Origin of the sequence: Microbispora sp. CSR-4, assembly GCF_008033685.1 — a bacterium.
GTDB lineage: Bacteria > Actinomycetota > Actinomycetes > Streptosporangiales > Streptosporangiaceae > Microbispora.
This window is the reverse complement of the sequence record NZ_VJVX01000076.1, coordinates 1-21,437: the sequence shown is the minus strand read 5'-3', so window position 1 is coordinate 21,437 and position 21,437 is coordinate 1. Positions and strand designations below refer to the sequence as shown.

General features: G+C 73.7%; 19 protein-coding genes. 13 read left to right on the top strand and 6 right to left on the bottom strand.

What is annotated here, in order from left to right; genetic code table 11:
- The first annotated feature begins 160 nt into the window (after positions 1-160).
- The 12 genes from FLV34_RS35785 to FLV34_RS35730 all read left to right on the top strand — a co-directional run bounded on the left by FLV34_RS35785 (position 161) and on the right by FLV34_RS35730 (position 11,433).
- The gene (locus tag FLV34_RS35785) at positions 161-772 is read left to right on the top strand and encodes a TetR/AcrR family transcriptional regulator (protein WP_142648412.1); all 612 of its coding nucleotides are present in this window, start codon (positions 161-163) and stop codon (positions 770-772) included.
- Positions 769-1,920, top strand: a complete 1,152-nt coding sequence (locus FLV34_RS35780) for an FAD-dependent monooxygenase (RefSeq protein ID WP_147945211.1) — start codon at positions 769-771, stop codon at positions 1,918-1,920. The genes FLV34_RS35785 and FLV34_RS35780 overlap by 4 nt, the downstream gene beginning before the upstream one ends.
- Positions 1,921-2,015: 95 nt before the next feature.
- Positions 2,016-3,359 carry an MSMEG_0569 family flavin-dependent oxidoreductase gene (locus FLV34_RS35775; RefSeq protein WP_147945210.1) on the top strand — a complete coding sequence of 448 codons (1,344 nt, stop codon included), beginning with the start codon at positions 2,016-2,018 and terminating at the stop codon, positions 3,357-3,359.
- 7 nt (positions 3,360-3,366) lie between these two features.
- On the top strand, positions 3,367-4,194 hold the full coding sequence (locus FLV34_RS35770; RefSeq protein ID WP_222709748.1) for an amidohydrolase family protein: 828 nt from the start codon (positions 3,367-3,369) through the stop codon (positions 4,192-4,194).
- A 28-nt stretch (positions 4,195-4,222) separates the two neighbouring features.
- The gene (locus tag FLV34_RS35765; protein WP_142648409.1) at positions 4,223-4,738 is read left to right on the top strand and encodes an MSMEG_0572/Sll0783 family nitrogen starvation response protein; all 516 of its coding nucleotides are present in this window, start codon (positions 4,223-4,225) and stop codon (positions 4,736-4,738) included.
- Between the two features lie 4 nt (positions 4,739-4,742).
- On the top strand, positions 4,743-5,807 hold the full coding sequence (locus tag FLV34_RS35760; protein ID WP_222709747.1) for an MSMEG_0568 family radical SAM protein: 1,065 nt from the start codon (positions 4,743-4,745) through the stop codon (positions 5,805-5,807).
- A 7-nt stretch (positions 5,808-5,814) separates the two neighbouring features.
- Entirely contained in the window at positions 5,815-7,260 is a 1,446-nt protein-coding gene (locus FLV34_RS35755; protein ID WP_147945209.1) for an MSMEG_0567/sll0787 family protein, read from the top strand.
- Entirely contained in the window at positions 7,257-8,135 is an 879-nt protein-coding gene (locus FLV34_RS35750; RefSeq protein ID WP_147945208.1) for a carbon-nitrogen hydrolase family protein, read from the top strand. Before FLV34_RS35755 ends, FLV34_RS35750 begins: the two co-directional genes overlap by 4 nt.
- Positions 8,132-8,968, top strand: coding sequence for a carbon-nitrogen hydrolase family protein (locus FLV34_RS35745; protein ID WP_142648406.1), 837 nt, complete (start codon positions 8,132-8,134; stop codon positions 8,966-8,968). Before FLV34_RS35750 ends, FLV34_RS35745 begins: the two co-directional genes overlap by 4 nt.
- Positions 8,965-10,047, top strand: coding sequence for an MSMEG_0565 family glycosyltransferase (locus FLV34_RS35740; RefSeq protein WP_142648405.1), 1,083 nt, complete (start codon positions 8,965-8,967; stop codon positions 10,045-10,047). Before FLV34_RS35745 ends, FLV34_RS35740 begins: the two co-directional genes overlap by 4 nt.
- A 10-nt stretch (positions 10,048-10,057) precedes the next feature.
- Positions 10,058-10,681, top strand: coding sequence for an HAD-IA family hydrolase (locus FLV34_RS35735; RefSeq protein ID WP_147945207.1), 624 nt, complete (start codon positions 10,058-10,060; stop codon positions 10,679-10,681).
- A 2-nt stretch (positions 10,682-10,683) separates the two neighbouring features.
- Positions 10,684-11,433, top strand: a complete 750-nt coding sequence (locus FLV34_RS35730) for a VOC family protein (RefSeq protein ID WP_147945219.1) — start codon at positions 10,684-10,686, stop codon at positions 11,431-11,433.
- Here the strand turns inward: FLV34_RS35730 and FLV34_RS35725 are convergent, their stop codons facing one another.
- From FLV34_RS35725 to FLV34_RS35715, 3 genes are all read right to left on the bottom strand, one after another.
- A complete protein-coding gene (locus tag FLV34_RS35725) occupies positions 11,434-12,009 on the bottom strand; it encodes an NADPH-dependent FMN reductase (protein ID WP_142648403.1) in 576 nt (191 codons plus the stop codon).
- Positions 12,010-12,115: 106 nt separating this feature from the next.
- Positions 12,116-13,255, bottom strand: a complete 1,140-nt coding sequence (locus FLV34_RS35720) for an acyl-CoA dehydrogenase family protein (RefSeq protein ID WP_147945206.1) — start codon at positions 13,253-13,255, stop codon at positions 12,116-12,118.
- The gene (locus FLV34_RS35715) at positions 13,252-16,785 is read right to left on the bottom strand and encodes an indolepyruvate ferredoxin oxidoreductase family protein (RefSeq protein ID WP_261986026.1); all 3,534 of its coding nucleotides are present in this window, start codon (positions 16,783-16,785) and stop codon (positions 13,252-13,254) included. Before FLV34_RS35715 ends, FLV34_RS35720 begins: the two co-directional genes overlap by 4 nt.
- Before the next feature lie 163 nt (positions 16,786-16,948).
- Here FLV34_RS35715 and FLV34_RS35710 point away from each other — a divergent pair, with 163 nt between their 5' ends.
- Positions 16,949-17,437 carry an Lrp/AsnC family transcriptional regulator gene (locus FLV34_RS35710; protein ID WP_142648401.1) on the top strand — a complete coding sequence of 163 codons (489 nt, stop codon included), beginning with the start codon at positions 16,949-16,951 and terminating at the stop codon, positions 17,435-17,437.
- Here the strand turns inward: FLV34_RS35710 and FLV34_RS35705 are convergent.
- The 3 genes from FLV34_RS35705 to FLV34_RS35695 all read right to left on the bottom strand — a co-directional run.
- Positions 17,424-18,980: a serine/threonine-protein kinase gene (locus tag FLV34_RS35705; protein WP_147945205.1), complete on the bottom strand. Its 1,557-nt coding sequence runs from the start codon at positions 18,978-18,980 to the stop codon at positions 17,424-17,426. The two genes, FLV34_RS35710 and FLV34_RS35705, sit on opposite strands and share 14 nt — an antisense overlap.
- Before the next feature lie 126 nt (positions 18,981-19,106).
- A complete protein-coding gene (locus tag FLV34_RS40930; RefSeq protein WP_187280817.1) occupies positions 19,107-20,828 on the bottom strand; it encodes an amylo-alpha-1,6-glucosidase in 1,722 nt (573 codons plus the stop codon).
- 29 nt (positions 20,829-20,857) lie between these two features.
- On the bottom strand, positions 20,858-21,437 hold a 580-nt coding region (locus FLV34_RS35695; RefSeq protein ID WP_147945204.1), incomplete at its 5' end, for a carbohydrate ABC transporter permease.

Sequence of the window (21,437 nt, the reverse complement as noted above, 5' to 3'; positions counted from 1 at the left end):
ACTCCCCTCGGCGGCGGTGGCGGTCATGTATCCGCCCATCCCCCGCCACAGCGGCCTCATGTCCGGTGATATGGTTTTGGTCAATCGTCCAAATCATTCGTCCAAGGCGAGCGTCCAAGGCAATCGTTCAAGGCGAGCGCCCAGGGGGGAGCACGGAGAGATGGCGGAGGCATCCGCGGACCGGGGCAGGACCACGCGGCAACGGCTGCTCGGCGCGGCCGCGGCCCTGATCGCCGAGGCCGGCTGGGGCGCGGTCAGCACGCGAATGGTGGCCGAGCGTGCCGGGGTCGCCCCCGGGGTGGTGCACTACCACTTCGCGTCGCTGCCCGATCTGCTGATCGCGGCCTCGACCGGGGTCGCGCGCATGATGCTGGAGGAGCTCACCGCGCGGCTGGCGGAGCAGCCCGATCCCGAGACCGGCGTCGAGTGGCTGCTGGGCGAGCTGTCCCGTTACACGGGCACCGATCCCGCCTCGCTGCTGCTCGTCGAGATGTACCTGGCCGCCGCCCGGCTGCCCGAGCTGCGCGACCGGCTGCACGAGATCGTCGCCGACTCCCGCACGCAGATCGCCTCCTGGCTGCGGGATCGCGGCCACGCCGATGACGCCGACGCCGTCGCCGCGGTCCTGGTCGCGGCGGTGGACGGCCTCATGCTGCACCGCGGGCTCGACCCCGATCTCGATTTCACCGCTCTGGCCGGGCCGCTGCGGGCGCTGGTGCGTACGGATCGAACGGATCGAACGGATCGACACGAGGAGGGCAGCGGGACATGAAAGCGATCGTCTGCGGCGCCGGGATAGCGGGCACGGCCCTGGCCTGGCACCTGGAGCGCGACGGCTGGGGCGTCGAACTGGTCGAGCGCGCCCCGGTGTTCCGCGAGGGCGGATACATGATCGACTTCTATGGCCCGGGGCTGGAGGCGGCCGAGCGGATGGGGCTGCGCCCCGGGCTGGAGGAGGTCCGTCACCCCGTCAACGAGATCGGTTACGTCGACGGCTCCGGACGGGAGACCAGCCGTCTCGTCGCCAAGGCCGGTTTCGCCGAGGTGGTCAGCCTGCTGCGGGGCGACCTCGCCCGCGTGCTCGCCGAGCAGGTGCGCGCGCCGGTGCGGTACGGCACGACGGTCGCGGCCGTCCGGCAGGACGACAGCGGCGTCGAGGTCGAGCTGACCGACGGCACCCGGCGCGAGGCGGACCTGCTGGTCGGCGCCGACGGCGTGCACTCGCGGGTCAGGGAGCTGGTCTTCGGCCCCGAGGAGCGTTTCATCCGCTATCTCGGCCACCACGTCGCCGCGTACGTGGTCGAGGACGAGGACCTCAGCCGGCTCGTCGGCCCGCGCTACCGGATGCTGACCGTGCCGCATCTGATGGCCGGCGCCTACGCGGTGGGCGAGGACCGGCTCGCCCTGCTGTTCCTGCGCCACGAGCCCGACCCCGCCGTTCCCGCCGATCCGGCCGCCTCGCTGTGCGAGCACTTCGGGCATCTCGGCTGGATCATGCCCGAGGTCCTCGGCAGGTGCCCGCAGCCACCGGAGCTGTACTACGACCAGGTCACCCAGGTCGAGGCGCCGCAGTGGAGCAGCGGCCGGGTGGTCCTGCTCGGCGACGCCTGCCAGGCGGTCTCTCTGTTCGCCGGGCACGGCGCGTCGCTCGCGGTGGCCGCGGCGTGGGTGCTCGCCGGCGAGCTGCGCGCGGCCTCCTCCGGTGACCTGTCCCCCGCGCTCGATCGGTACGCGGCGCGCATGCGGCCGGTCGTCACCGACGTCCAGGCGTTCGGCCGCCGCTTCCTCCCCTGGATGGCGCCACCGAGCCGCCTGCGCATCACGGCCCGCGACTGGATGCTCCGGCTGGCCTCCCTTCCCGGGGCAGACCGGCTCTTCATGAACTCCTTCACCCCCGGCGGGCACCGCCTGATCACATGACGCACCGGACGGCATCACGCGGCGTGACGCACTGGTAACGGAGTTTTATTCCGGATGCCGTGGTCCGGTAATCCGGGCGGACTGAAGTAGCCGTCATGGAATCGGCGGCAGAGCCCAGCACACCGGCCGGCACACCGCGGATCGCCGGTGCCCACTATCCGGTCGCGGTCGTCGGCGGCGGCCAGGCCGGGCTGTCGATCAGCCACTGCCTGGGCCGGCGCGGCATCGAGCATGTCGTCATCGAGGCGCGGCGGATCGGCCACGAGTGGCGTGAGCGCCGCTGGGACTCCTTCTGCCTGGTCACCCCCAACTGGCAGTGCGACCTGCCGGGCTTCCCCTATCGCGGGCCCGACCCGGACGGTTTCATGGTCCGGGAGGAGATCGTCCGCTATCTGGAGGACTACGCCGCCTCCTTCGGTCCCCCGCTCGCCGAGGGCGTGCGCGTCACACGATTACGCAGGGCCGCGAGCGGGACGTTCGAGCTCGCGACCACCGCCGGGGATCTGACCGCCGACCAGGTCGTGGTGGCCCCCGGCCCCTCCCACGCGCCCGCCGTACCCCGCCTGGCCGAGCGACTGCCCGCGGAGATCACGCAGGTCCACTCCTCGCGGTATCGCCGTCCCGGACAACTTCCCGAGGGCGCGGTGCTCGTGATCGGCACCGGGCAGTCGGGCTGCCAGATCGCCGAAGACCTGCATCTGGCCGGGCGGCGGGTCCACCTCGCCGTCGGGAGCGCGCCCCGGGTCGCCCGCTTCTACCGGGGCCGGGACTGCGTGGCGTGGCTGCACGACATGGGCCACTACGCCAGGACCATCGACGAGTTCGACGACGCGGACGCCGTACGCCTGCGGGCCAACCACTACGTCACCGGACGCGACGGCGGGCGCGACATCGACCTGCGGGCCTTCGCCCGCGACGGCATGCGCCTGTACGGCCGGCTGACCGGCGTCACCGGCACCACGCTGGAGTTCGCGGACGACCTCAAGGACAACCTCGACAGGGCCGACGCGGTGGCCGAGGGGATCAAGGACGCCATCGACGCGTACATCGCCGATCGCGGCATCGACGCCCCCGCCGAGCCCCGCTACGTGCCCGTGTGGGAACCGGGCGAGCCGGTACGCGCCCTCGACCCGGCGGCGGCCGGGATCACCTCGGTCGTCTGGGCGACCGGGTTCACCCGCGACCACCGCTGGATCGAGATCCCCGCCTTCGACGGCCGGGGCTATCCGATGCACTGGCGCGGCGTGACGAGCTGTCCCGGGCTGTACTTCCTCGGTCTGCCCTGGCAGCACACCTGGGGCTCCGGCCGGTTCGAGGCGGTGGGCCGGGACGCCGAGTTCCTGGCCGGTCACATCGAGGCGTCGCGGCGGCTCGCCGACGTCTGCGGCGCGCTGACCGGCGCGCCGGCCGAGCTCTCCCCCGCGCTTCCGGTCGGGTGAGAAGCCGATGACCTCCGACATGATCTGCGACGCGCACCGGCACATCGGCGTGCTGCCCGCCCATCCCTTCTACGGCGGCCCCGCGGTGAACCCCGACGTGACCGCGCGGGCCACGGTCAAGCAGCTGATCGCCGACCTCGACGCGGAGGGCACGGAGCGCGCGCTGGTGCTGCCCAACTACGGCGTGCCCGACCCGGCGGTCGCCTTCGCGCTCAACGACCTCGTCCTGGAGGCGGCGCAGGCCGACGACCGGATCCGCGCGGGGCTGTGGGTCTCGCCGCTGCCGCGCGACGAGGAACGCACCCCCCGCGCCCTCGCCCTGGCGGGCGAGCGGGGCGTCCGGGCGCTGAAGCTCAGCTTCCTGCTCGGCGGACGGCCGGCCGACCCCGCCTGCCGTCCGGGGCTCGACCGGATCTTCGCCGCCGCCGAACGCCACGGGCTGGTGGTGCACGTGCACACCTCGCCCGGCGCCGCCTCGGACGTCGACGAGGTCGGACACCTGGTCGAGTGGTACGCCGACCGCGTCCCGGTGCACCTCGTGCACTTCGGCGGCGGGATGAGCGGCCACATCAAGCTGGCCGGCTCGCGGTTCTTCGACTGGATCGCGGCCGGCAAACGCGTCTACACCGATCTGTCCTGGGCAATCGGCTTCGCGCCGTACTGGCTGGCCGGGGAGATCGAGCGGCGCGGCATCGGGCACGACCGCGTGCTGTTCGCCAGTGACCAGCCGTGGGGCGACTTCGCGGGCGAGCACGCCCGGATGCGCGCCGCGGCCGGGGACGGCGAGCTGGGCGCGCTCGTCTTCCGCGGCACCTTCGCCTCCCTTTACACCTGACCCCGCTCACCTACGCAAGGAGAAGCACATGACCGTCGACATGACCGACCTGGAGAAGAAGAGCATCGAGGAGATCCCCCACCCGTCCCTGCCCGAGGGCTCCACCATCTACGGCACGACCAAGGTCTTCCCCGACTACAAGGCCGAGAACGGCGAGTCGTACTTCACGCTCGTCCACGGCATCGCGCACGAGTCGTCGGTCAGCTTCGTGGCCGTGCTGCAGGCCACCCGGGCACTGCGCAAGGGCTTCGAGACCGCCATCTACTTCTACGGCCCGGGCTCGCTGAACTGCCTGGCCACCCGCGGCTTCCCGACGACCGGCAACTCGGCGTTCCCTGGCGAGCACAACATCAACAACCAGCTCAAGACGTTCATCGCCGAGGGCGGGAAGGTCTACTGCTGCCGGTTCGGCCTGTCGCTGCACGGCGCCCGCGAGGAGGACCTCATCGAGGGCGTGATCCCCACCCACCCGCTCGACGTGCAGGACGCGCTGATCCACTACGCCCGCAAGGGCGCCATCATCAACTCCACCTACCAGCTGTAGTGCCGTGACCGTCGATCTGCGGATCATGACCCGCGCCGAGCTGGCCCTGCGCGGCGTGGCCTTCGACACGCCCGTACGCCGGCCGGACGGCGCGGGGCCCAGCGGCGACGGCCACGTCCTGGTCGACGGCGTGGGCGCGGCGCTGCCCATCGATCCCGGCAGCCCCTACACGGTGCGCGACGGCATGGTCTGGCTCGGCGACCAGGACACCGGGGTCTCCCTGGTGCCCGTGCGGCGGCCGAGGTTCTACGACCTGACCACCGCGGACGGCGTGCCGTACGAGAAGATCGCCCGGCTGCACGGCGCGGACGTGCTCGCCACGACCGTCGTGCAGACGTGCATCCGGTATGGCGAGGCCGACCGGTGCCGTTTCTGCACCATCGAGGAGTCGCTGCGGTCAGGTGCGACCGTCGCCGCGAAGACGCCCGCCCAGCTCGCCGAGGTGGCGGAGGCGGCGGTGCGGCTCGACGGCGTACGCCAGATGGTGATGACCACGGGCACGACCACCGGGCCCGATCGCGGCGCGCGCACGCTGGCGCGGGGCGTGCGGGCCGTGCTGGACGCCGTGCCGCACCTGCCGATCCAGGTGCAGTGCGAGCCGCCGGGCGACCTGGCCTGGATCGGCGCGCTGCGCGAGGCCGGGGCCACCGCGATCGGCATCCACGTGGAGTCGCTGGACGAGGAGGTGCGGCGGCGCTGGATGCCGGGCAAGTCGTCGGTGCCGCTCGCCGACTACGAGGCCGCCTGGGACGAGGCGGTCCGGGTGTTCGGGCGCAACCGCGTCTCGACGTACCTGCTGGTGGGGCTGGGTGAGGACCCCGACGAGCTGATCGCGGGCGCGGGCCGTCTCATCCAGCGGGGTGTCTACCCCTTCGTGGTCCCGTTCCGCCCGATGCGGGGCACGCTCGCGGCCCGTGACGGGATCGGCGCCCCCGATGCCGGCCTGCTGACGTACGTCACCGAGGGTGTGGCGGCGCTGCTGCGCGCGGCCGGCATGCGCGGCGCGGACCAGGGGGCGGGCTGCGCCGCGTGCGGGGCGTGCGGCGTGCTGAGCGCGGCGGGCGGGTGAGGCGACGATGCTCCTCGACGGCGACACCCAGGCGCCTGCACGGGAAGAGGCGCAGGACATCCTCGCGTTGCTCGGCGACCGCAGCACGCTGGCCCGGCGGCCGCCCATCCGGATCGAGCAGGCCGACGCCGCCGCCGTCCGGGCCTACCGGCGGCTGCGGCACGAGGCGTTCGTCCGGGAGCAGGGGTTGTTCGAAGGGCACGACCTCGACGACAGGGACGACGATCCCCGCACGATCACGCTGGTGGCCAGGGACGCGGCGGGCACGGTGGTCGGCGGCGTTCGGCTCGGACCGGCCTGCGACGGCCCCGACATCGGCTGGTGGACGGGCGGGCGGCTGGTCGCGGCGCGTGGATCTGGCGGCATGGGGGTGGGCGCGGCGCTGGTGCGGGCCGCCTGCGCCCGCGCCGAGGCGGAGGGCGTGCTGCGGTTCGAGGCGACCGTGCAGGTCAGGGCCGAGGCGTTCTTCCGCCGCCTCGGCTGGGCCCGGGTGCGGCCGGTGACGGTCGCGGGTGCGCCGCACGTGCTGATGCGCCACCCGATCGGCCGGATCGAGGGACAGGCGGCAGCGGCCAAGTCGGCGCTCGGGCCGCTGCTCGCCGTCCTCGCCGGGCAGGGCCCGCACGCCCTGGGCGGCCCGGGTTTCGTCGGCGACGACGCTGCGCCGGTGCCCGGGGGCGACCTGGTCGCCGCCTGCGACGCCATCGTGCCGTCCATGGTCGAACGCGACCCGGAATGGGCAGGCTGGTGCTCGGTCCTGGTCAACCTCAACGATCTGGCCGCGATGGGCGCCGCCCCGGTGGGGCTGCTCGACGCGCTCGCCGCCCCCGGCGCCGCGCACGCCGCCCGGGTGCTGGACGGCCTGGCGCGGGCCGCCCGCGCGTACGGGGTGCCGGTGCTCGGCGGGCACACGCAGCTCGGGGTGCCGGCCGCGCTGTCGGTGACGGCCCTCGGCCGCGCCGCGCGTCCCGTGCCGGGCGGCGGCGGACGCCCCGGCCACGCCGTGCGCCTCACGGCCGACCTCGGCGGCGGCTGGCGCGCCGGATATCGGGGCCGCCAATGGGACTCGACCACCTCCCGGCGTACGGACGAGCTGCGGGCGATGCTCGGCGCGGTCGCGGCCGGCCGCCCCGCCGCCGCCAAGGACGTGTCGATGGCCGGGATCGCCGGCACGCTCGGCATGCTGGCCGAGGCGGGCGGCTGCGCGGCCGTGCTGGACGTGGCCGCGGTGCCGCGCCCGGCGGCCGCCTCCATGGGCGACTGGCTCACCTGCTTCCCCGGCTTCGCGATGCTCACGGCGGACCAGCCGGGCGCGTCCGCGCCCCCGGCGGGACCGGCCGTCTCGGCGGTGTGCGGAGAGTTGACCACCGGCCGCGGCGTCTCGCTGCGCTGGCCCGACGGAGAGGTCACGGAGGCCGTCGGCGGCCCGGTGACCGGATTGGGGACCGCGTGAGCGCCCTGCGCATGGCGGCGGTGTCCGCCGCGTTCGGCCGCGACCTCGGCGAGGACGTCGCGATCGTCGAACGCCTCGTCAAGGAGGCCCGCAACGAGGACGTACGGCTCCTCGCGCTGCCCGAGGCGTGCCTCGGCGGCTACCTGCTCAGCCTGGACGGCGACGCCGCCGACGCCGGGCCGCCCCCGCTCGCCGTGGACGGCCCGGAGATCCGGCGGCTGGCCGCGCTGGCCGGTGACATGGTCGTGATCGCGGGCTACTGCGAGGACGGCGGCGACGCCCGCTACAACAGCGTGGTGTGCGTCAGCGGCGACGGCGTGCTGGGCAACCACCGCAAGGTGCACCAGCCGCTCGGCGAGAACGCCAGCTACGCCTCGGGCGACGGCTTCCATGCCTTCGACACGCCCGTCGGCAGGATCGGCATGATGATCTGCTACGACAAGGCGTTCCCGGAGGCCGCCCGCGCGCTGGCCCTCGACGGCGCGCAGATCGGGGTGTGCGTGTCGGCCTGGCCGGGCTCGCGGACGAACGCGGCACCCGATCTGGAGCGCGACCGCTGGAAGCGGCGCTTCGACCTGTTCGACCGGGCGCGGGCGCTGGAGAACCAGATCGTGTGGCTGTCGGCCAACCAGGCCGGGACGTTCGGGTCGCTGCGCTTCGTCGGCAGCGCCAAGGTCGTGGACCCCGGCGGCGAGATCGTCTCGGCCACGGGCGTCGGGCCGGGCATGGCCGTCGCCGAGATCGACGTGCCGCGGGCGCTGGAGACCGCGCGCCGGTCGATGGGCCATCTGCGCGACCGCCGGCCGGAGGCATACGGGACGGCATACGGGACGGCGAACGGCACGGCGAACGGGACGGCGGGGCTCGCGGGGTGAGCGTTCTGCGGATCGCCGCGGCGGCCGCCCACTTCGGCCGCGACCTCGCCTTCGACCTGGCCCGCATCGCCAAGCTGATCGGCGACGCCCGAGCCGCGGGCGCCCGGCTGCTCGTGCTGCCCGACGCCGCGCTCGGCGGCTACCTCGCCGACCTGCGCAGGCCGGACCCCGAGGCGCTGCCGCCCGCGCTGAAGCCGGACGACCCGGCGATCGCGCGGGTGGCGGCGCTGGCCGCCGAGATGGTGGTGTGCGTCGGCTTCTGCGAGGACGGCGGCGACGTCCGCTACAACGCGGCGGTGTGCGTCAGCGGCGACGGTGTGCTCGGCCTGCACCGCAAGGTGCACCTGCCCGCGGGCGAGACCGCGGCCTACGCCCCGGGCGAGCGGTTCGACGCCTTCGACACCCCGGCCGGGCGGATCGGCATGCTGATCGACTACGACAAGACCTTCCCCGAGTCGGCCCGCAGCCTCGCGCTCGACGGCGCGCAGATCCTGGCCTGCCTGTCGGCCTGGCCCGCCAGCGTCACCAACCGCGCGCCCCGGATGGCCCAGGACCGGCAGTCGCGGCTGTTCGACCTGTACGACCAGGCGCGCGCCGCCGAGAACCAGGTCGTGCTCGCCTCCTCCAACCAGACGGGGGTGATGGGCGGCATGCGGTTCCTCGGCCAGGCCAAGGTCGTCGGGCCGGGCGGCGACGTGCTCGCCCGCACCTGGTCGAAGGCCGGGCTGGCGGTGGCCGAGCTCGACGTCGCCGCCGAGATCGACCGCGCCCGGCGGATCCTCCATCACCTGCACGAGCGCAGGCCGGGCGTCTACCGGGAGGTGCGTGCGTGAGAATCGCCCTGCTCAGCTACTCGACCCGGCCACGCGGCGGGGTCGTGCACACCCTCGCCCTCGCCGAGGCGCTCGCGGCGGCGGGACAGCACGTGACGGTGTGGACGCTCGGCCGGGGCGGCGACTCCGGCTTCTTCCGCCCGGTCGATCCCGCCGTCCGGCTGCGCGTCGTGCCGTTCCCCGACATCCCCGGGGAGGGCGTCGGGCCGCGGGTGCTGCGGTCGATCGCGGTGCTGCGCGGGGCGTTCGCCGCGGAGGCGGCCTCCTATGACGTCGTGCACGCCCAGGACTGCATCAGCGCCAACGCGGCGGGCCACTGCGTGCGGACGGTTCACCACGTGGACCACTTCACCACCACGGAGCTGGCCGTCTGTCACGAGCGCGCCATCGTCACGCCGTACGCGCACGTCTGCGTGTCGGAGGCGGTGGCGGCCGAGCTCAAGGCCGGGTGGGACATCGCGGCGACGGTGATCCCCAACGGCGTGGCGTACGAGCGCTTCGCGTCCGCCGACCCGGCGGCCGTCGCGCGGTGGCGCGGGTGGCTGGGCGCCTACGTGCTGACGGTCGGCGGCATCGAGCCGCGCAAGGGCTCGCTCGACCTGCTGGAGGCGTACGCGCTGCTGCGGGACGCGCGCCCGGACATCCGGCTGGTGATCGCCGGAGGCGAGACGCTCTTCGACTACCGCGACTACCGGGCGCGGTGGGATGCGCGGGCGGCGGAGCTGGGCGTCGAGCCGCTGGTGCTCGGCCCGGTCCCCGACGCGGAACTGCCGCCGCTCGTTGCGGGCGCCGCCGCCTTCGCCTTCCCGTCGGTGAAGGAGGGCTTCGGCCTCGCCGCGATGGAGGCCCTGGCGGCGGGCGTCCCGCTGGTGATGCGCGACCTGCCGGTCCTGCGTGAGGTCTTCGGCTGCGCCGCGCGCTTCGCCGTCACGCCCGCCGGGCTCGCCGACGAGCTCGCCGACGCCCTCGCCTCCCCCGATCCCCGCAGGCGTACGGCGGGGCGGGAGCTGGCCGCCCGGCACACCTGGCAGGCCGCCGCCGAACGGCACATCGCGCTGTACGAGTCGCTCGCGTCTTAGGCTCGGATTTGTGACCAGGGAATTCGACGCGGTGCTGTGCGACTTCGACGGAGTCCTGAAGTTCGTCGATCTCGGCCGGCAGGCGGAGATCGAGCGGGCGTACGGGGTGGAGCCGGGGACGGTGGCCCGGGTGACCGGCGAGTCGGCGCTGGCGGTCCCGGCCCTGACCGGGCTGGTGACCCGCGAGGAGTGGCTGGAGTCGGCGGGTCCCGTCCTCGCCGGGCTGGTTGGCTCGGCCGCACGGGCGAGCGCGCTGACCGCCGAATGGGTGGCCGCCCGCACCTGGGTGGACGAGGAGGTCGTCGCGCTGCTCGCGCGGGCACGTGCCCGCGTCCCGGTCGTGCTCGTCAGCAACGCGACCTCCGAGCTGACCGCCCACCTGCGCGAGCTGGAGCTGCACGACGCCTTCGATCACGTCGTGAGCAGCTACGACGTGGGGGTGGCCAAGCCCGACCCGCGGATCTTCGAGATCGCCGCCGGTCGCGCCGGAGCGCCGTTGGAGCGCTGCCTGTTCGCCGACGACCGGCCGGAGAACGTCAGGGCGGCTTCGGCCCTCGGTATGACCGCGCTGCTCTACCGCGCCCCGGCCGACCTGGAGAAGGCGCTGCTCCCGCTGTTCGAGGAGGCTTCGTGACGATGGTGCGGCGGGTGCTGGCCTTCGTGGACCGGCCATGCGAGCGGTTCGAGGAGGCGGCGGCGTTCTGGACCGCCGTGACCGGCACGCGTCTGTCCCCGCGCCGGGGCGACGACGGGGAGTTCGCCACGTTGCTGCCCGAGTCGGGCGACGCCTGGGTGAAGATCCAGGCCGTGGGCGACGGGGGCGGCGCCCACCTCGATCTGGAGGTGGGCGACGTCCGGGCGGCCGTGGCCAGGGCCGAGGCGCTCGGCGCCGCCGTCGCCGCCGACCACGGCGACTGGGCGGTGCTGCGCTCCCGGGAGGGCAGGGCGTTCTGTCTCGTCTCCGGAGAGGTCCCCGGAGAGGTCCCCGGAGAGGTCTCCGTAGGAGGCACGACATCGGCACGGCGGCCGCCCGTCTTCGCCGGCACCCGCCTCGACCAGGTCTGCCTCGACATCGCCCCCGGCGCGTACGAGGAGGAGGTGGCCTTCTGGGCGGCGCTGACCGGATGGTCCCCGCGTCCCGGGTCGCTGCCCGAGTTCACGGTGCTGGCCGCGCCGGGAATGCCGGTGCGGATCCTGCTGCAGCGGCTCGGCGAGGGGCCCGGCCGGTCGGCCCACGTCGACCTGGCCTGCGCCGACCCCGAGGCCGCCCGCGCGCTGCATGAGCGGCACGGCGCGGCGTTCGTGGCGCGGGGGCGGCGCTGGATCGTCATGCGCGACCCGGCCGGTGGGATCTACTGCCTCACCGAGCGCGACCCGGAGACGTGATCAGGCGGCGGGGCGCAGGTGCCGCAGCGCGGGGGCGAGCCGGGCGAGTTCATCCAGCATCGTGTCCGCCGCCGTGTTCATCACGTCGTTGGGGTGCAGGCGGCCCTCCTCGTCGAGGAACTGGGTGACGAAGGGGATGGAGACCGCGTCGAACACGGGCACCATCTTGAGCGTGGTGACGACCTGCTTGAGCATCTGCACCGCCCGCGTGCCCGCGGCGACGCCGCCGTAGCTGACGAATCCGACCGGCTTGTAGTGCCACTCGTGGTGCAGGAAGTCGAGGGCGTTCTTCAGCACGGCGTTGAAGCCGTAGTTGTACTCCGGCGTGACGAACGCGAACGCGTCGCCGCGCTCGATAGTGGCGCTCCACTCCTTCGTGTGCTGGTGGACGTACTGCCGGAGCCGCGGGTGGTTGGGCTCGTCCATGAACGGCAGGTTCACCTCGGCGAGGTCGACGAGCTCGACCTCGAAGGCGTCCTTGGCGACCGCGCGCTCGTGGAACCACTCCGCCACCGGCAGTCCGACGCGCCCGGGACGCGTGCTGGCGATGACGATCTGCAGAACGGGCTTAGCCACAATTCCCCCAAAACATCACGAAACGGGGCATAACGCCCCTAATAGTATGCCGTGATCGTTAAGAACACCGGCCGAGGCGTGTGGCTTCCCGCTCCGCAGGTAGATCTCAGCGGGCGAGATGGCGGCTGATGACGAGGCGCTGGATCTGGTTGGTGCCTTCGAAGATCTGCATGATCTTAGCCTCGCGCATGTAGCGCTCGACGCGGAACTCGCGCGTGTAGCCGTACCCGCCGAAGACCTGGACCGCGTCGGTGGTGACCCGCATCGCGGTGTCGGTCGCGACGAGCTTGGCGACACTGGCCTGCCTGCTGTACGGCAGGCCGGCGTCGCGGCGGCGGGCCGCGTCGAGATAGGTCGCCCGGGCGCAGTCCACCCCGGCGGCCATGTCGGCGAGCAGGAACCCGAGCCCCTGATGGTCGATGATCTTCTTGCCGAACGTCTCGCGTTCCTTGGCGTACGCCACGGCCTCGTCGAGCGCGGCCTGGGCGAGGCCGACGGCGCAGGCGGCGATGCCCAGCCTGCCCGAGTCGAGCGCGCCGAAGGCGATGGGCAGGCCCTGCCCCTCCTCGCCGATGAGGCGGTCGGCGTCGATCAGCACGCCGTCCCAGTGGGCGGTGGTGGTGGGGATCGCGTGCAGGCCCATCTTCTCCTCGGGGCGGCCGAAGGTCAGGCCGTCGGCGTGACCGGGGGCGAGGAAGCAGGAGACGCCGCGCTGGCCGGGGCCGGTGCGGGCGAACAGCGCGTAGAAGTCCGCCAGGCCGCCGTGGGTGATCCACGCCTTGGTGCCGGTGATCCGGTAGCCGGCCTCCGTCTTCTCGGCCTTGCAGGTCAGGGCCGCCGCGTCCGACCCGGCCTGGGGCTCCGACAGGCTGTAGCCGCCGATCCGCCGCCCGGCGAGCATGTCGGGCAGCCAGCGCTCCCGCTGCTCCGGCGTGCCGTACACGGCCAGGGGCAGGCACGAGAGCGTGTGGACGCTGACCGCGACCGCGACGGCGGCCCACCGGGCGGCCAGCTCTTCGAGCACCTGCAGATACACCTCGTACGGCTGGCCTCCGCCGCCGTACTCCTCCGGGTAGGGCAGGCCGAGGAGCCCGGCGGCGCCGAGCGTGGCGAACAGGCCCTCGGGATAGGTCTCCGCGCGCTCGTGCTCGTCGACGCGGCGGGCGAGCTCCTTGTCTGCGATCTCACGGGTCAGGTCGATGAGGTCCCGGGCGTCCTCGCCGGGCAGCAGGCGGTCGACGGTCACGATGACTCCTGGAGGAAGGGCTCGTGGGCGGACTCGTGGGCGGGCTCGTTCAGCTCGGCGAGAAGGGTGGCGGCGCGGTCGCGGAACTCCGCGACACGGGCGAGCTTGATGTCCTCATACCCCCGGATCAGGTCCGGCAGGGCGGCGATCTCCGCGACGGCCGCGGCGGTCGCGGGGGTGAGCCGGTCGAGCGCGCGCCGCATCAGCTCGCGATACTCCACGACCAGCGTACGCTCCACCCGGCGGACGGCGGCGTGCCCGAACACGTCGAACGCGGTGCCGCGCAGCACGCGGGCGGCCCGCAGCCCGCGGAACACGACCCCGGCCGACCGGCGCAGCCTGATCTTGCGCTTGAGGCCCATCGCCCGCAGCAGCGGCGGATGCAGCAGCACCGACACGGTGGCCCCGGGGCCGAACTCCCGCTCGCGCCGGGCCCGTTCCACCGGGTCGAGGTGCAGCCGGGCGACCTCGTACTCGTCCTTGTAGGCCATGAGCTTGTGCAGCCCCCGGGCGTACGCGAGCCCGATGCGCGCGCCGGCCTCCTCCCCCGCCCGCTCGGCGGCCAGCGCGGCCACCTCGCGCACGTCCTTTTCGTACGAGCGGGCGTAGGCGGCGTTCTGGTAGCCGGTCAGGTCGGCGATGCGTACGGCGAGGGTCTCCTCCAGCCCGTCGGCGACGGGCGGCGCGGCCGTCTCCTGCCGGGGGAAGCCGGCCCCGAACGCGGCCCGGGACACAGCCGGGAACGCGGCCCGGGACACAGCCGGGAACGCGGCCCGGGACACGGCCTCGTGGTCGATCACGGCGGCGCGCCCCCAGCGGAAGGCGGCCAGGTTCTGCTCCACGGCTGCACTGTTGGAACCACCGTTGAGGCGGATGGCGCTCTCGATCGCGTCGGCCGAGATCGGGATGCAGCCGTGCTGGTAGGCCGCGCCGACGAGCACGAGGTTGGCGGGCATGTGGTCGCCGAACAACGCCTCCGACAGCGCCCCGGCGTCCAGGTGCAGGACGTCCTCCGAGGCGGTGGCCGACGCGATGCGGGCGACCGCGTCCCCGGGCCCGGAGAGCGCGGCGCGGCCGGTGACCATGGCGGCCGTGGGCACGATCGCGGTGTTCACCACGGCGACCGTGCGCCCCGGAGCGGCGACGGCGAGGGTGTCGTCGGCGGCGGCGCCGAGCACGTCGAAGCAGACGAGGACGTCGGCGGTGCCGCGGGCGGCGCGGACCGAGCCGGTGATCGGCCGCGGCGAGATCCGCACGTCGCTGACGACCGGGCCGCCCTTCTGGGCCAGCCCGGTCTGGTCGAGCCCGGCGGCGTGCAGGCCGTCGAGGTGGGCGGCCATCTGCAGGATCTGCGAGACGGTCACCACGCCCGTGCCGCCGATGCCGGGCATCCGCAGCAGCACCGAGCGGTCCGGGAAGCGCGACACGGGCTCGGTCAGCGTCACCGGCGGCGGTCCGGGCACCGGACGCGAAGTCCGGGGACCTGGTTCGACGAGCAGGAACGACGGGCAGTCGCCCTTGAGACAGCTCAGGTCGGAGTTGCACGACGCCTGGTGGATGCGGGTCTTGCGGCCGAACTCGGTCTCCACCGGCTGCACGGACAGGCAGGTGGAGGCGTCCCCGCAGTCGCCGCAGCCCTCGCACACCCGCTCGTTGACCACGACCCTGGCCGTCGGCGTGGGCAGTTTGCCGCGTTTACGCAGCCGCCGTTCCTCGGCCGCGCAGCGATCGTCGTGGATCAGCACGGTCACCCCGTCGATCGCGGCGAGCTCCTTCTCCACCTCCGCGAGATCGTCGCGGTGCCGTACGGACGCGATCGGGGCCAGCCGGACGGCGCGGTAGGTCTCCGGCTCCGGCGTGGTGACCACGATCCGGCGCACGCCCTCGGCGGCCAGCGACCGCGTCAGCGCCGGGACGTCGAGGCGGCCCTCGGCGCGCTGCCCGCCGGTCATCGCCACGGCGTCGTTGTAGAGCAGCTTGTAGGTCATCGAGACGCCGGCCGCGACGGCGGCACGAATGGCCAGGGAACCGGAGTGGTGGAAGGTGCCGTCACCGAGGTTCTGGGTGAAGTGGCGGTCGGAGGTGAAGGGGGCAAGGCCGAACCACTGGGCGCCCTCGCCTCCCATCTGCGTCATGCCGACCTGCCTGCCGCGCCCGTTCCCGTCCAGGGCGATCATGGCGTGGCAGCCGATGCCCGCGCCCACCAGCGTGTCGTCGGAGGCGCGCGTGGAGGCGTTGTGCGGGCAGCCCGAGCAGAAGTACGGCGTGCGGGCGGCGACCAGCGGGAGCAGACGGCGCTTCTCCCTGCCGGTGGCCGGGCCGCGCGTGAGGACGGCCGCCTGCCGGGGAAGGCGGTCCGGACCGAGGCAGGTGGCGAGCGCCCCGGCCACGTCCTCCGCGCCGAGCGTGCCGCGCGCGGTCAGCAGTTCCCGGCCGAGGACGTCGGGACGCTGACCGGTGTCGTACAGCGCCTGCTTGAGGTGCCCCTCAAGGAACGGCACCTTGTCCTCCACCACGAGCACCCGGTCGAGCCCGTCGGTCATGGCGGCGAGATCGTCGTACGCGAGCGGGAACGGCATGGCGAGCCGGATGAGCCGCAGGCCGAGGTGGTCCATCGCGGCCTCGTCCAGGCCGAGATCGGCGAGCGCGCGCAGGACGACGGCGTAGGAGGTGCCGGACGCGAGCAGGCCCGTCGTGGCCCGCGGCGCGTCGTGGGTCACCCGGTTGAGGCCGTGCGCGCGGGCGTACGCGCGGGCCAGGCCGAGCCTGCGGGTGAGCATGTCGTGCTCGGCCTCCAGCGAGGCCGGGCCGACCAGGGTGGGCGGTGCCCCGCGGTCCACGCGTTCCGGCGCCGGGACGCCGGTGCGGATGGTCTCGCGCAGCGCTCCGAGGTCGACGGTGGCGGAGGAGTCGGCGACGTCGGCGACGATCTTCAGCCCGGCCCAGAGGCCGGTGGCCCGCGACAGCGCCACCGCGTGCAGCCCGAGCTCGACGACCTCCGCCACGGAGCCGGGGGCGAGCAGCGGCATCGACAGGCTCTGGCACATCGGCTCACACGAGCTGGGCACGGTCGACGACTTGCTGCCGGGGTCGTCGCCGATCCACGCCACCGCCCCGCCGAGCGGCGCGGTGCCGGCGAGGTTGCCGTGCCGGATCGCGTCGGCGGCCCGGTCGAGGCCCGGGTTCTTTCCGTACCAGAACCCGGTCCCCCCCTCGTGCCTGCGGCCCGGCACCTGGGCGAGGAGCTGGGTGCCCGCGACCGCCGTGGCCGCGAGCTCCTCATTGAGGCCGGGCCGGGCCACCACGCCCGCCTCCTCGAGGAACCGCGCGGCCCTGGCCATCTCCAGGTCGACCCCGCCCAGCGGCGAGCCGGGATATCCGGAGACGAAGACCCGGGTGTCCAGCCCGCGCTCCGCGTCGAGGCGGCGCTGCTCCAGCGTCAGCCGTACGAGGGCCTGGACGCCCGAGATCAGCACGGTGCCGCGCTCGGCGGCGTACTTGTCGTCGAGCGTGACGGGAGGCCTGGACACGGCGAACCTCCTGGGGTCGGGGAGTGACCCACAGCACACCAACCCTCTGGGCGTACGCGCAAGCATCACGCGAGAACCGGCCGATAAGACGCAAAAAGATGGAGAAGTCCGCCTCGGGCGGCTACGGTTCTTTGCGTCGGCGCGGGTCGGAGAGGGAGATGCCATGGCGGAGATCGACGACATCGACCACCGGCTGCTGCGCCTGCTGCGCGAGGACGGGCGCAGGACGTTCTCCGAGATGGCCGCCGAGATCGGCCTGTCGGTGGCCGCCGTCAAGCGGCGGGTCGACCGCCTGCGGGAGATCGGCGTCATCACGGGCTTCACCGTGCGGATCGACTACGCCAAGCTCGGCTGGGGCATCGAGGCGTTCACCGAGCTGCGCTATCCGGGCACGACCCCGGTCGGCAAGATCGTCCGTACCGCCACGGACGTGCCGGAGGTGCAGGAGGTGTTCACCATCGCCGGAGACCCGGACGCGCTCATCCACGTCCGGGTCCGCGACCTCGGGCACCTCCAGCAGGTCATCGACCGCCTGCGCCGCGCGGGCGACGTGACCGGCACCAAGACCCTGCTCGTGCTCGGCACGTGGACCCGCGACCTCGGGCCGGTCGAGGACCTCAGTCGTCGTCCTTCCGGTCCTACCGCCCGCTGATGCCGGTGGCGTTCAGGAAGTCGACCAGCGGGCCGTCGGCGATCCTGCCGGCCTGACGCGCCTGCCGGAGCTTGATCAGGATGTCGCGGACGCGCCGCGCGGCCTTGTCGCTCCTGTTTCCTCCCCGGCCTCTGCCCGGGCCTCTGGACATGTCCCTGGCCGTCTTCCTGATCGCCTCGTGGGCGTCGCGGGCCAGCCTCGGCTCGATGCCGCCCCGCCGCTCCTGCTCCTGCAGGGCGTGCTCGAAGGCGGCCAGCCACTCCTGGTAGTTGCGGTAGACGGGGCGTGCGGGCGGCGTGGGAGACGGCTTCGGGGACGGTATCGAGGACGGTTTCGGGGATGGTTCGGAGGACGGCCGTGGTGACGGTGTCCTGGTCGCCCGCGTCGGGCTGGGCGAGACCCTCCCCGGTGACGTCCCGGTGGGGCTGGGCGCCGCGGCCGCGGGCTCCGCCTGCCCTCCGCCGTCGGACAGGGCCGCCACCCCGATCGTGACCACGGCGAGCCCCGCCACCGCGGCGCCGAGCCGGAGGAGCGTGCGCCGCTCGGGCGACATCCCCGCCGTACGGCCCGCCGGGCCGACGGGCGGCGGGGTGCCGGGCAGCGGGGCGTCGAGCAGCGGGGCGTCGAGCAGCGGGGTGTCGAGCAGCGCCGTGTCGCCCGCCCGCGCGCCGCCGGCGTACGGTGCCGGAGGCGGAGCGGGCGTTCCCGCCTCCCACGCCGGCCGTCCGGCCGAAAGGGCGACGGCCGCGAGGATCCGGCGGGCGACCTCGGCGTCGGCGGGCCGGGCGGCGGGGTCCTTGGCCAGCAGCGCCATGATCAGGCGCTCCAGCTCGGCGGGGATGTCGGGCCGGTGCCGGCCGGGCGGCACCGGGGCCTGGTGGATGTGCTGATAAACCAGCTCGGGGGCCGACCCGGTGAACGGGGGGTGCCCGCACAGCAGCTCGTAGCAGACGCACCCCAGCGCGTAGAGATCGCAGGCGGAGCCGCCGCCCCTGCCGTCGATCTGCTCGGGAGCCAGGTAGGCGGCGGTGCCGACGACGGTGCCCACCATGGTCAGCCGCGCCGCCTCGGTCGCCACCTGGGCGACGCCGAAGTCGACCACCTTGAGCAAGCCGCTCGCGGTGAGGTGCAGGTTGGCGGGTTTGACGTCCCGGTGCACGACCCCGGCGCGGTGCGCGGCGTCCAGGCCGGCGGCGGCCTGGCTCATGAGGTGGCACGCCTCCGCCACGCCATAGCTGCCCCGGTCCTGCAGCTCGGCGGCCAGGCTGCGGCCGGTGAGCAGCTCCATCACCAGGTAGGGCCGCGCGTCCTGCTCGCCCACGTCGAGCACCGTCACCACGTTCGGGTGGACGACGCGGGCGGCGGCCCTGGCCTCGCGGGCGAAGCGCTCCCGCGAGGCGACCCCGGCGACCTGCGGCGTGAGGATCTTCACCGCCACGGGACGGTGCGCCCGCAGGTCCCGGCCGCGCCAGACCTCGCCCATCCCGCCCTGGCCGATCAGCTCCTCCAGCTCGTAACGCCCGCCGAGCGTGGACGGCACCACGTCCCGCACCTCCTCATGGCCCTCATGGCCACGCGCGCCCCTGATGATCGGGAGCCAACCTATCCTCTCGGGCAGGCCAGGTGAGAACGGCCGGAACCCCGTGAACAGGACGTGACGGGGCGGCGACTACGCGGGGGTGTCCGCCGGCTGGGCCCGCTGCTCGTGTCGCCGTTCGCCTCGCTGCTCGTGTCGCCTCTCATGGGCGGCGGCGAGGATGAGGTAGGCGCTGGCCGTCCAGGTGTAGGCGCGGTCGCGCAGCCCCTCGCCGGTGCGCGCGTCGAAGTTCTCCGCGAAACCGGACCGCTCGCAGAGCCCGCGGAAACGGGCGCTGATCTCGTCGGCGAGCTCGGCGTGCCCGGCGCGGCGCAGGCCGTCCTCGATGAGCACTGTCGAGGGGGCCCAGATCGGCCCCCGCCAGTAGCCGTCGTCCTGGTAGTGCTCGGACTCGGGGTGCTCGGTGGCGGGCCCGAACGCGGTCAGGTGCGCGGCGATGCGTGCGGCGAGCGCCGTGTGCACCGGCTCGGGAAGCTCGTCGCCGAGCACGATGGGCATGAGGTCGAGCAGGCTGGAGCTCGGCCAGGTGCGCCCGGAGTGCGCTCCGCGGGCGACGAAGCGGTCCCCCGTCCACAGCTCGGCGAGCAGCGCGTCGCGCATCCGGTCGGCGGCGCCGGACCAGCGGGCCGCCGCGGACGGGTCCGGGGCGCGGCGGGCCAGCTCGCGCATCTGCAGGACGAGGAACGCGGCCAGGTCGGCGGTCTCCACGACGCGTTCGGGGTCGAAGGTGGTGGCGTTGTCCCAGCCGCTGTCGTTGCCGTGCTGGTAGTGGGGCAGTTCGCGGCCCGGGACGCGCCGCGCCGTGAGCCAGAATCCCGTCCAGCGTTCCAGCAGCCGGTAGACCTTCTCCGGCTCGGCGGCGGGCGGGAGGTGGCGCAGTGCCCAGCCGTGGATGGGCGGCTTGACGAAGTTGTAGAGGATCTCCGAGTGGGTGACGGAGTCGGGCAGCGCGCCCGCCTCGTCCTGGTGGTCGAAGGGCAGCCGGAACTGGTCCCACGCCAGGCCGGGCAGGCCGTCCGCGAGGGCGATGGCGTTGAAGCAGTGGTCCCAGCTCCACACCTTGTCCATCCAGTGCTTGGACATCAGCACGGCCGGCCGGGTGACGAACCCGGCGGGGCGCACGGTCGCCGACCACAGGACGTAGGCGGCCAGCTCGGCCGCGGGCGTCCGGTCGCTGCGCCAGGGGGCGACCGCCGCCGTGAACGCGTCGAACTCGGCCCGCGCCGCCTCGGCCACCCGCTCGAAGTCGTCCGTACGTGTGTAGGGGGCGCGGGCGGTCTCGTACTCCTCGACGGCGATCTCCCACTCGCCGCTCAGCACGACGCCCCGCTCCGCGGTGCCGAGCGCCTGCGTGCCCCGCGCCTCGGCCTGCCCGGCGAGCACCGTCACCCGGTAGCGGCGGCCGGTCTGGTAGACGGTGAAGACGAACGAGCCGTCCGCCGGGTCCTGGTAGAAGTACGGACCGCTGAACGGCGTCAGGACGGGGTCGGCGGCCAGGAGGCTCAGCCCGAGGCCCCGGCCACGCAGCCGCACCGTGTCGGCGTTCTCGTACGCGAGGTCGATCCGGCCGTCCGCGCGGCTCCAGGTGAGCCGGTGGGGCGTGGCTGTGACCTCGCTGTCCGCGGACGGCGCCAGCCGCAGGATCGGATGCATGCCGGTCTGATGGGAGACCAGATGCACGTCCCGCGCGTAGGTGTTCTGGGCGACCACCGGCGAGAAGCCGAACCAGGAGCCGCGATAGCTGAACGGGATTTCCCGCAGGGAGAACACCGGGCCTGAAGCGGCGACGGTCATGAAGAGGGGGTCCCTTCTCGAAAAGAGGCTCAGTCCTTGACGGCGCCGGCGGTGACCCCGGCGGCGACGTAACGCTGAGCGACGATGAGCAGAACGGCGGCCGGGATGGAGGCGACCACGGCGGTGGCCATGATGGCGTTCCACTCCTGGTTGTTGTTGCCGATGTAGTGGTAGATGCCGAGCGTGATCGGCTGGTGGGCGCCGCCCTGGTCGAGGGTGGAGGCGAAGACGAAGTCCGACCAGGCCCACAGGAACGCGAACAGCGACACCGTGATGACCGAGTTGCGGCTGACCGGCAGCACGATCGAGACGAACGTGCGCAGCGCGCCCGCGCCGTCCACCCGGGCCGCCTGCATCAGCTCCTCGGGGATGCCGGACATGAACGTGGCGAGGATCAGCACGGCGAACGGCACCGCGAGGGTGGAGTCGGCCACGATCAGCCCGGGGACGGTGTTGAGCACGCCGGTGCTCAGGAAGATGGCGTAGAAGCCCATCGCCATGATGATCCCCGGGATCATCTGGGCGATGAGCAGCACGAAGCTCAGCACGCCGCCGCCGCGCGGGCGCAGCTTGGCCAGCGAGTATGCCGCGGGCGCCGCGATCACCAGG

What these genes read in the sequence shown, in the direction of transcription:
- FLV34_RS35780 (WP_147945211.1), top strand. Translation starts at nt 769, where the DNA reads ATGAAAGCGATCGTCTGCGGCGCCGGGATAGCGGGCACGGCCCTGGCC.
- FLV34_RS40930 (WP_187280817.1), bottom strand. Translation starts at nt 20,828, where the DNA reads ATGACCGTCGCCGCTTCAGGCCCGGTGTTCTCCCTGCGGGAAATCCCG.
- FLV34_RS35755 (WP_147945209.1), top strand. Translation starts at nt 5,815, where the DNA reads ATGCTCCTCGACGGCGACACCCAGGCGCCTGCACGGGAAGAGGCGCAG.
- FLV34_RS35785 (WP_142648412.1), top strand. Translation starts at nt 161, where the DNA reads ATGGCGGAGGCATCCGCGGACCGGGGCAGGACCACGCGGCAACGGCTG.
- FLV34_RS35775 (WP_147945210.1), top strand. Translation starts at nt 2,016, where the DNA reads ATGGAATCGGCGGCAGAGCCCAGCACACCGGCCGGCACACCGCGGATC.
- FLV34_RS35770 (WP_222709748.1), top strand. Translation starts at nt 3,367, where the DNA reads ATGACCTCCGACATGATCTGCGACGCGCACCGGCACATCGGCGTGCTG.
- FLV34_RS35765 (WP_142648409.1), top strand. Translation starts at nt 4,223, where the DNA reads ATGACCGTCGACATGACCGACCTGGAGAAGAAGAGCATCGAGGAGATC.
- FLV34_RS35710 (WP_142648401.1), top strand. Translation starts at nt 16,949, where the DNA reads ATGGCGGAGATCGACGACATCGACCACCGGCTGCTGCGCCTGCTGCGC.
- FLV34_RS35730 (WP_147945219.1), top strand. Translation starts at nt 10,684, where the DNA reads ATGGTGCGGCGGGTGCTGGCCTTCGTGGACCGGCCATGCGAGCGGTTC.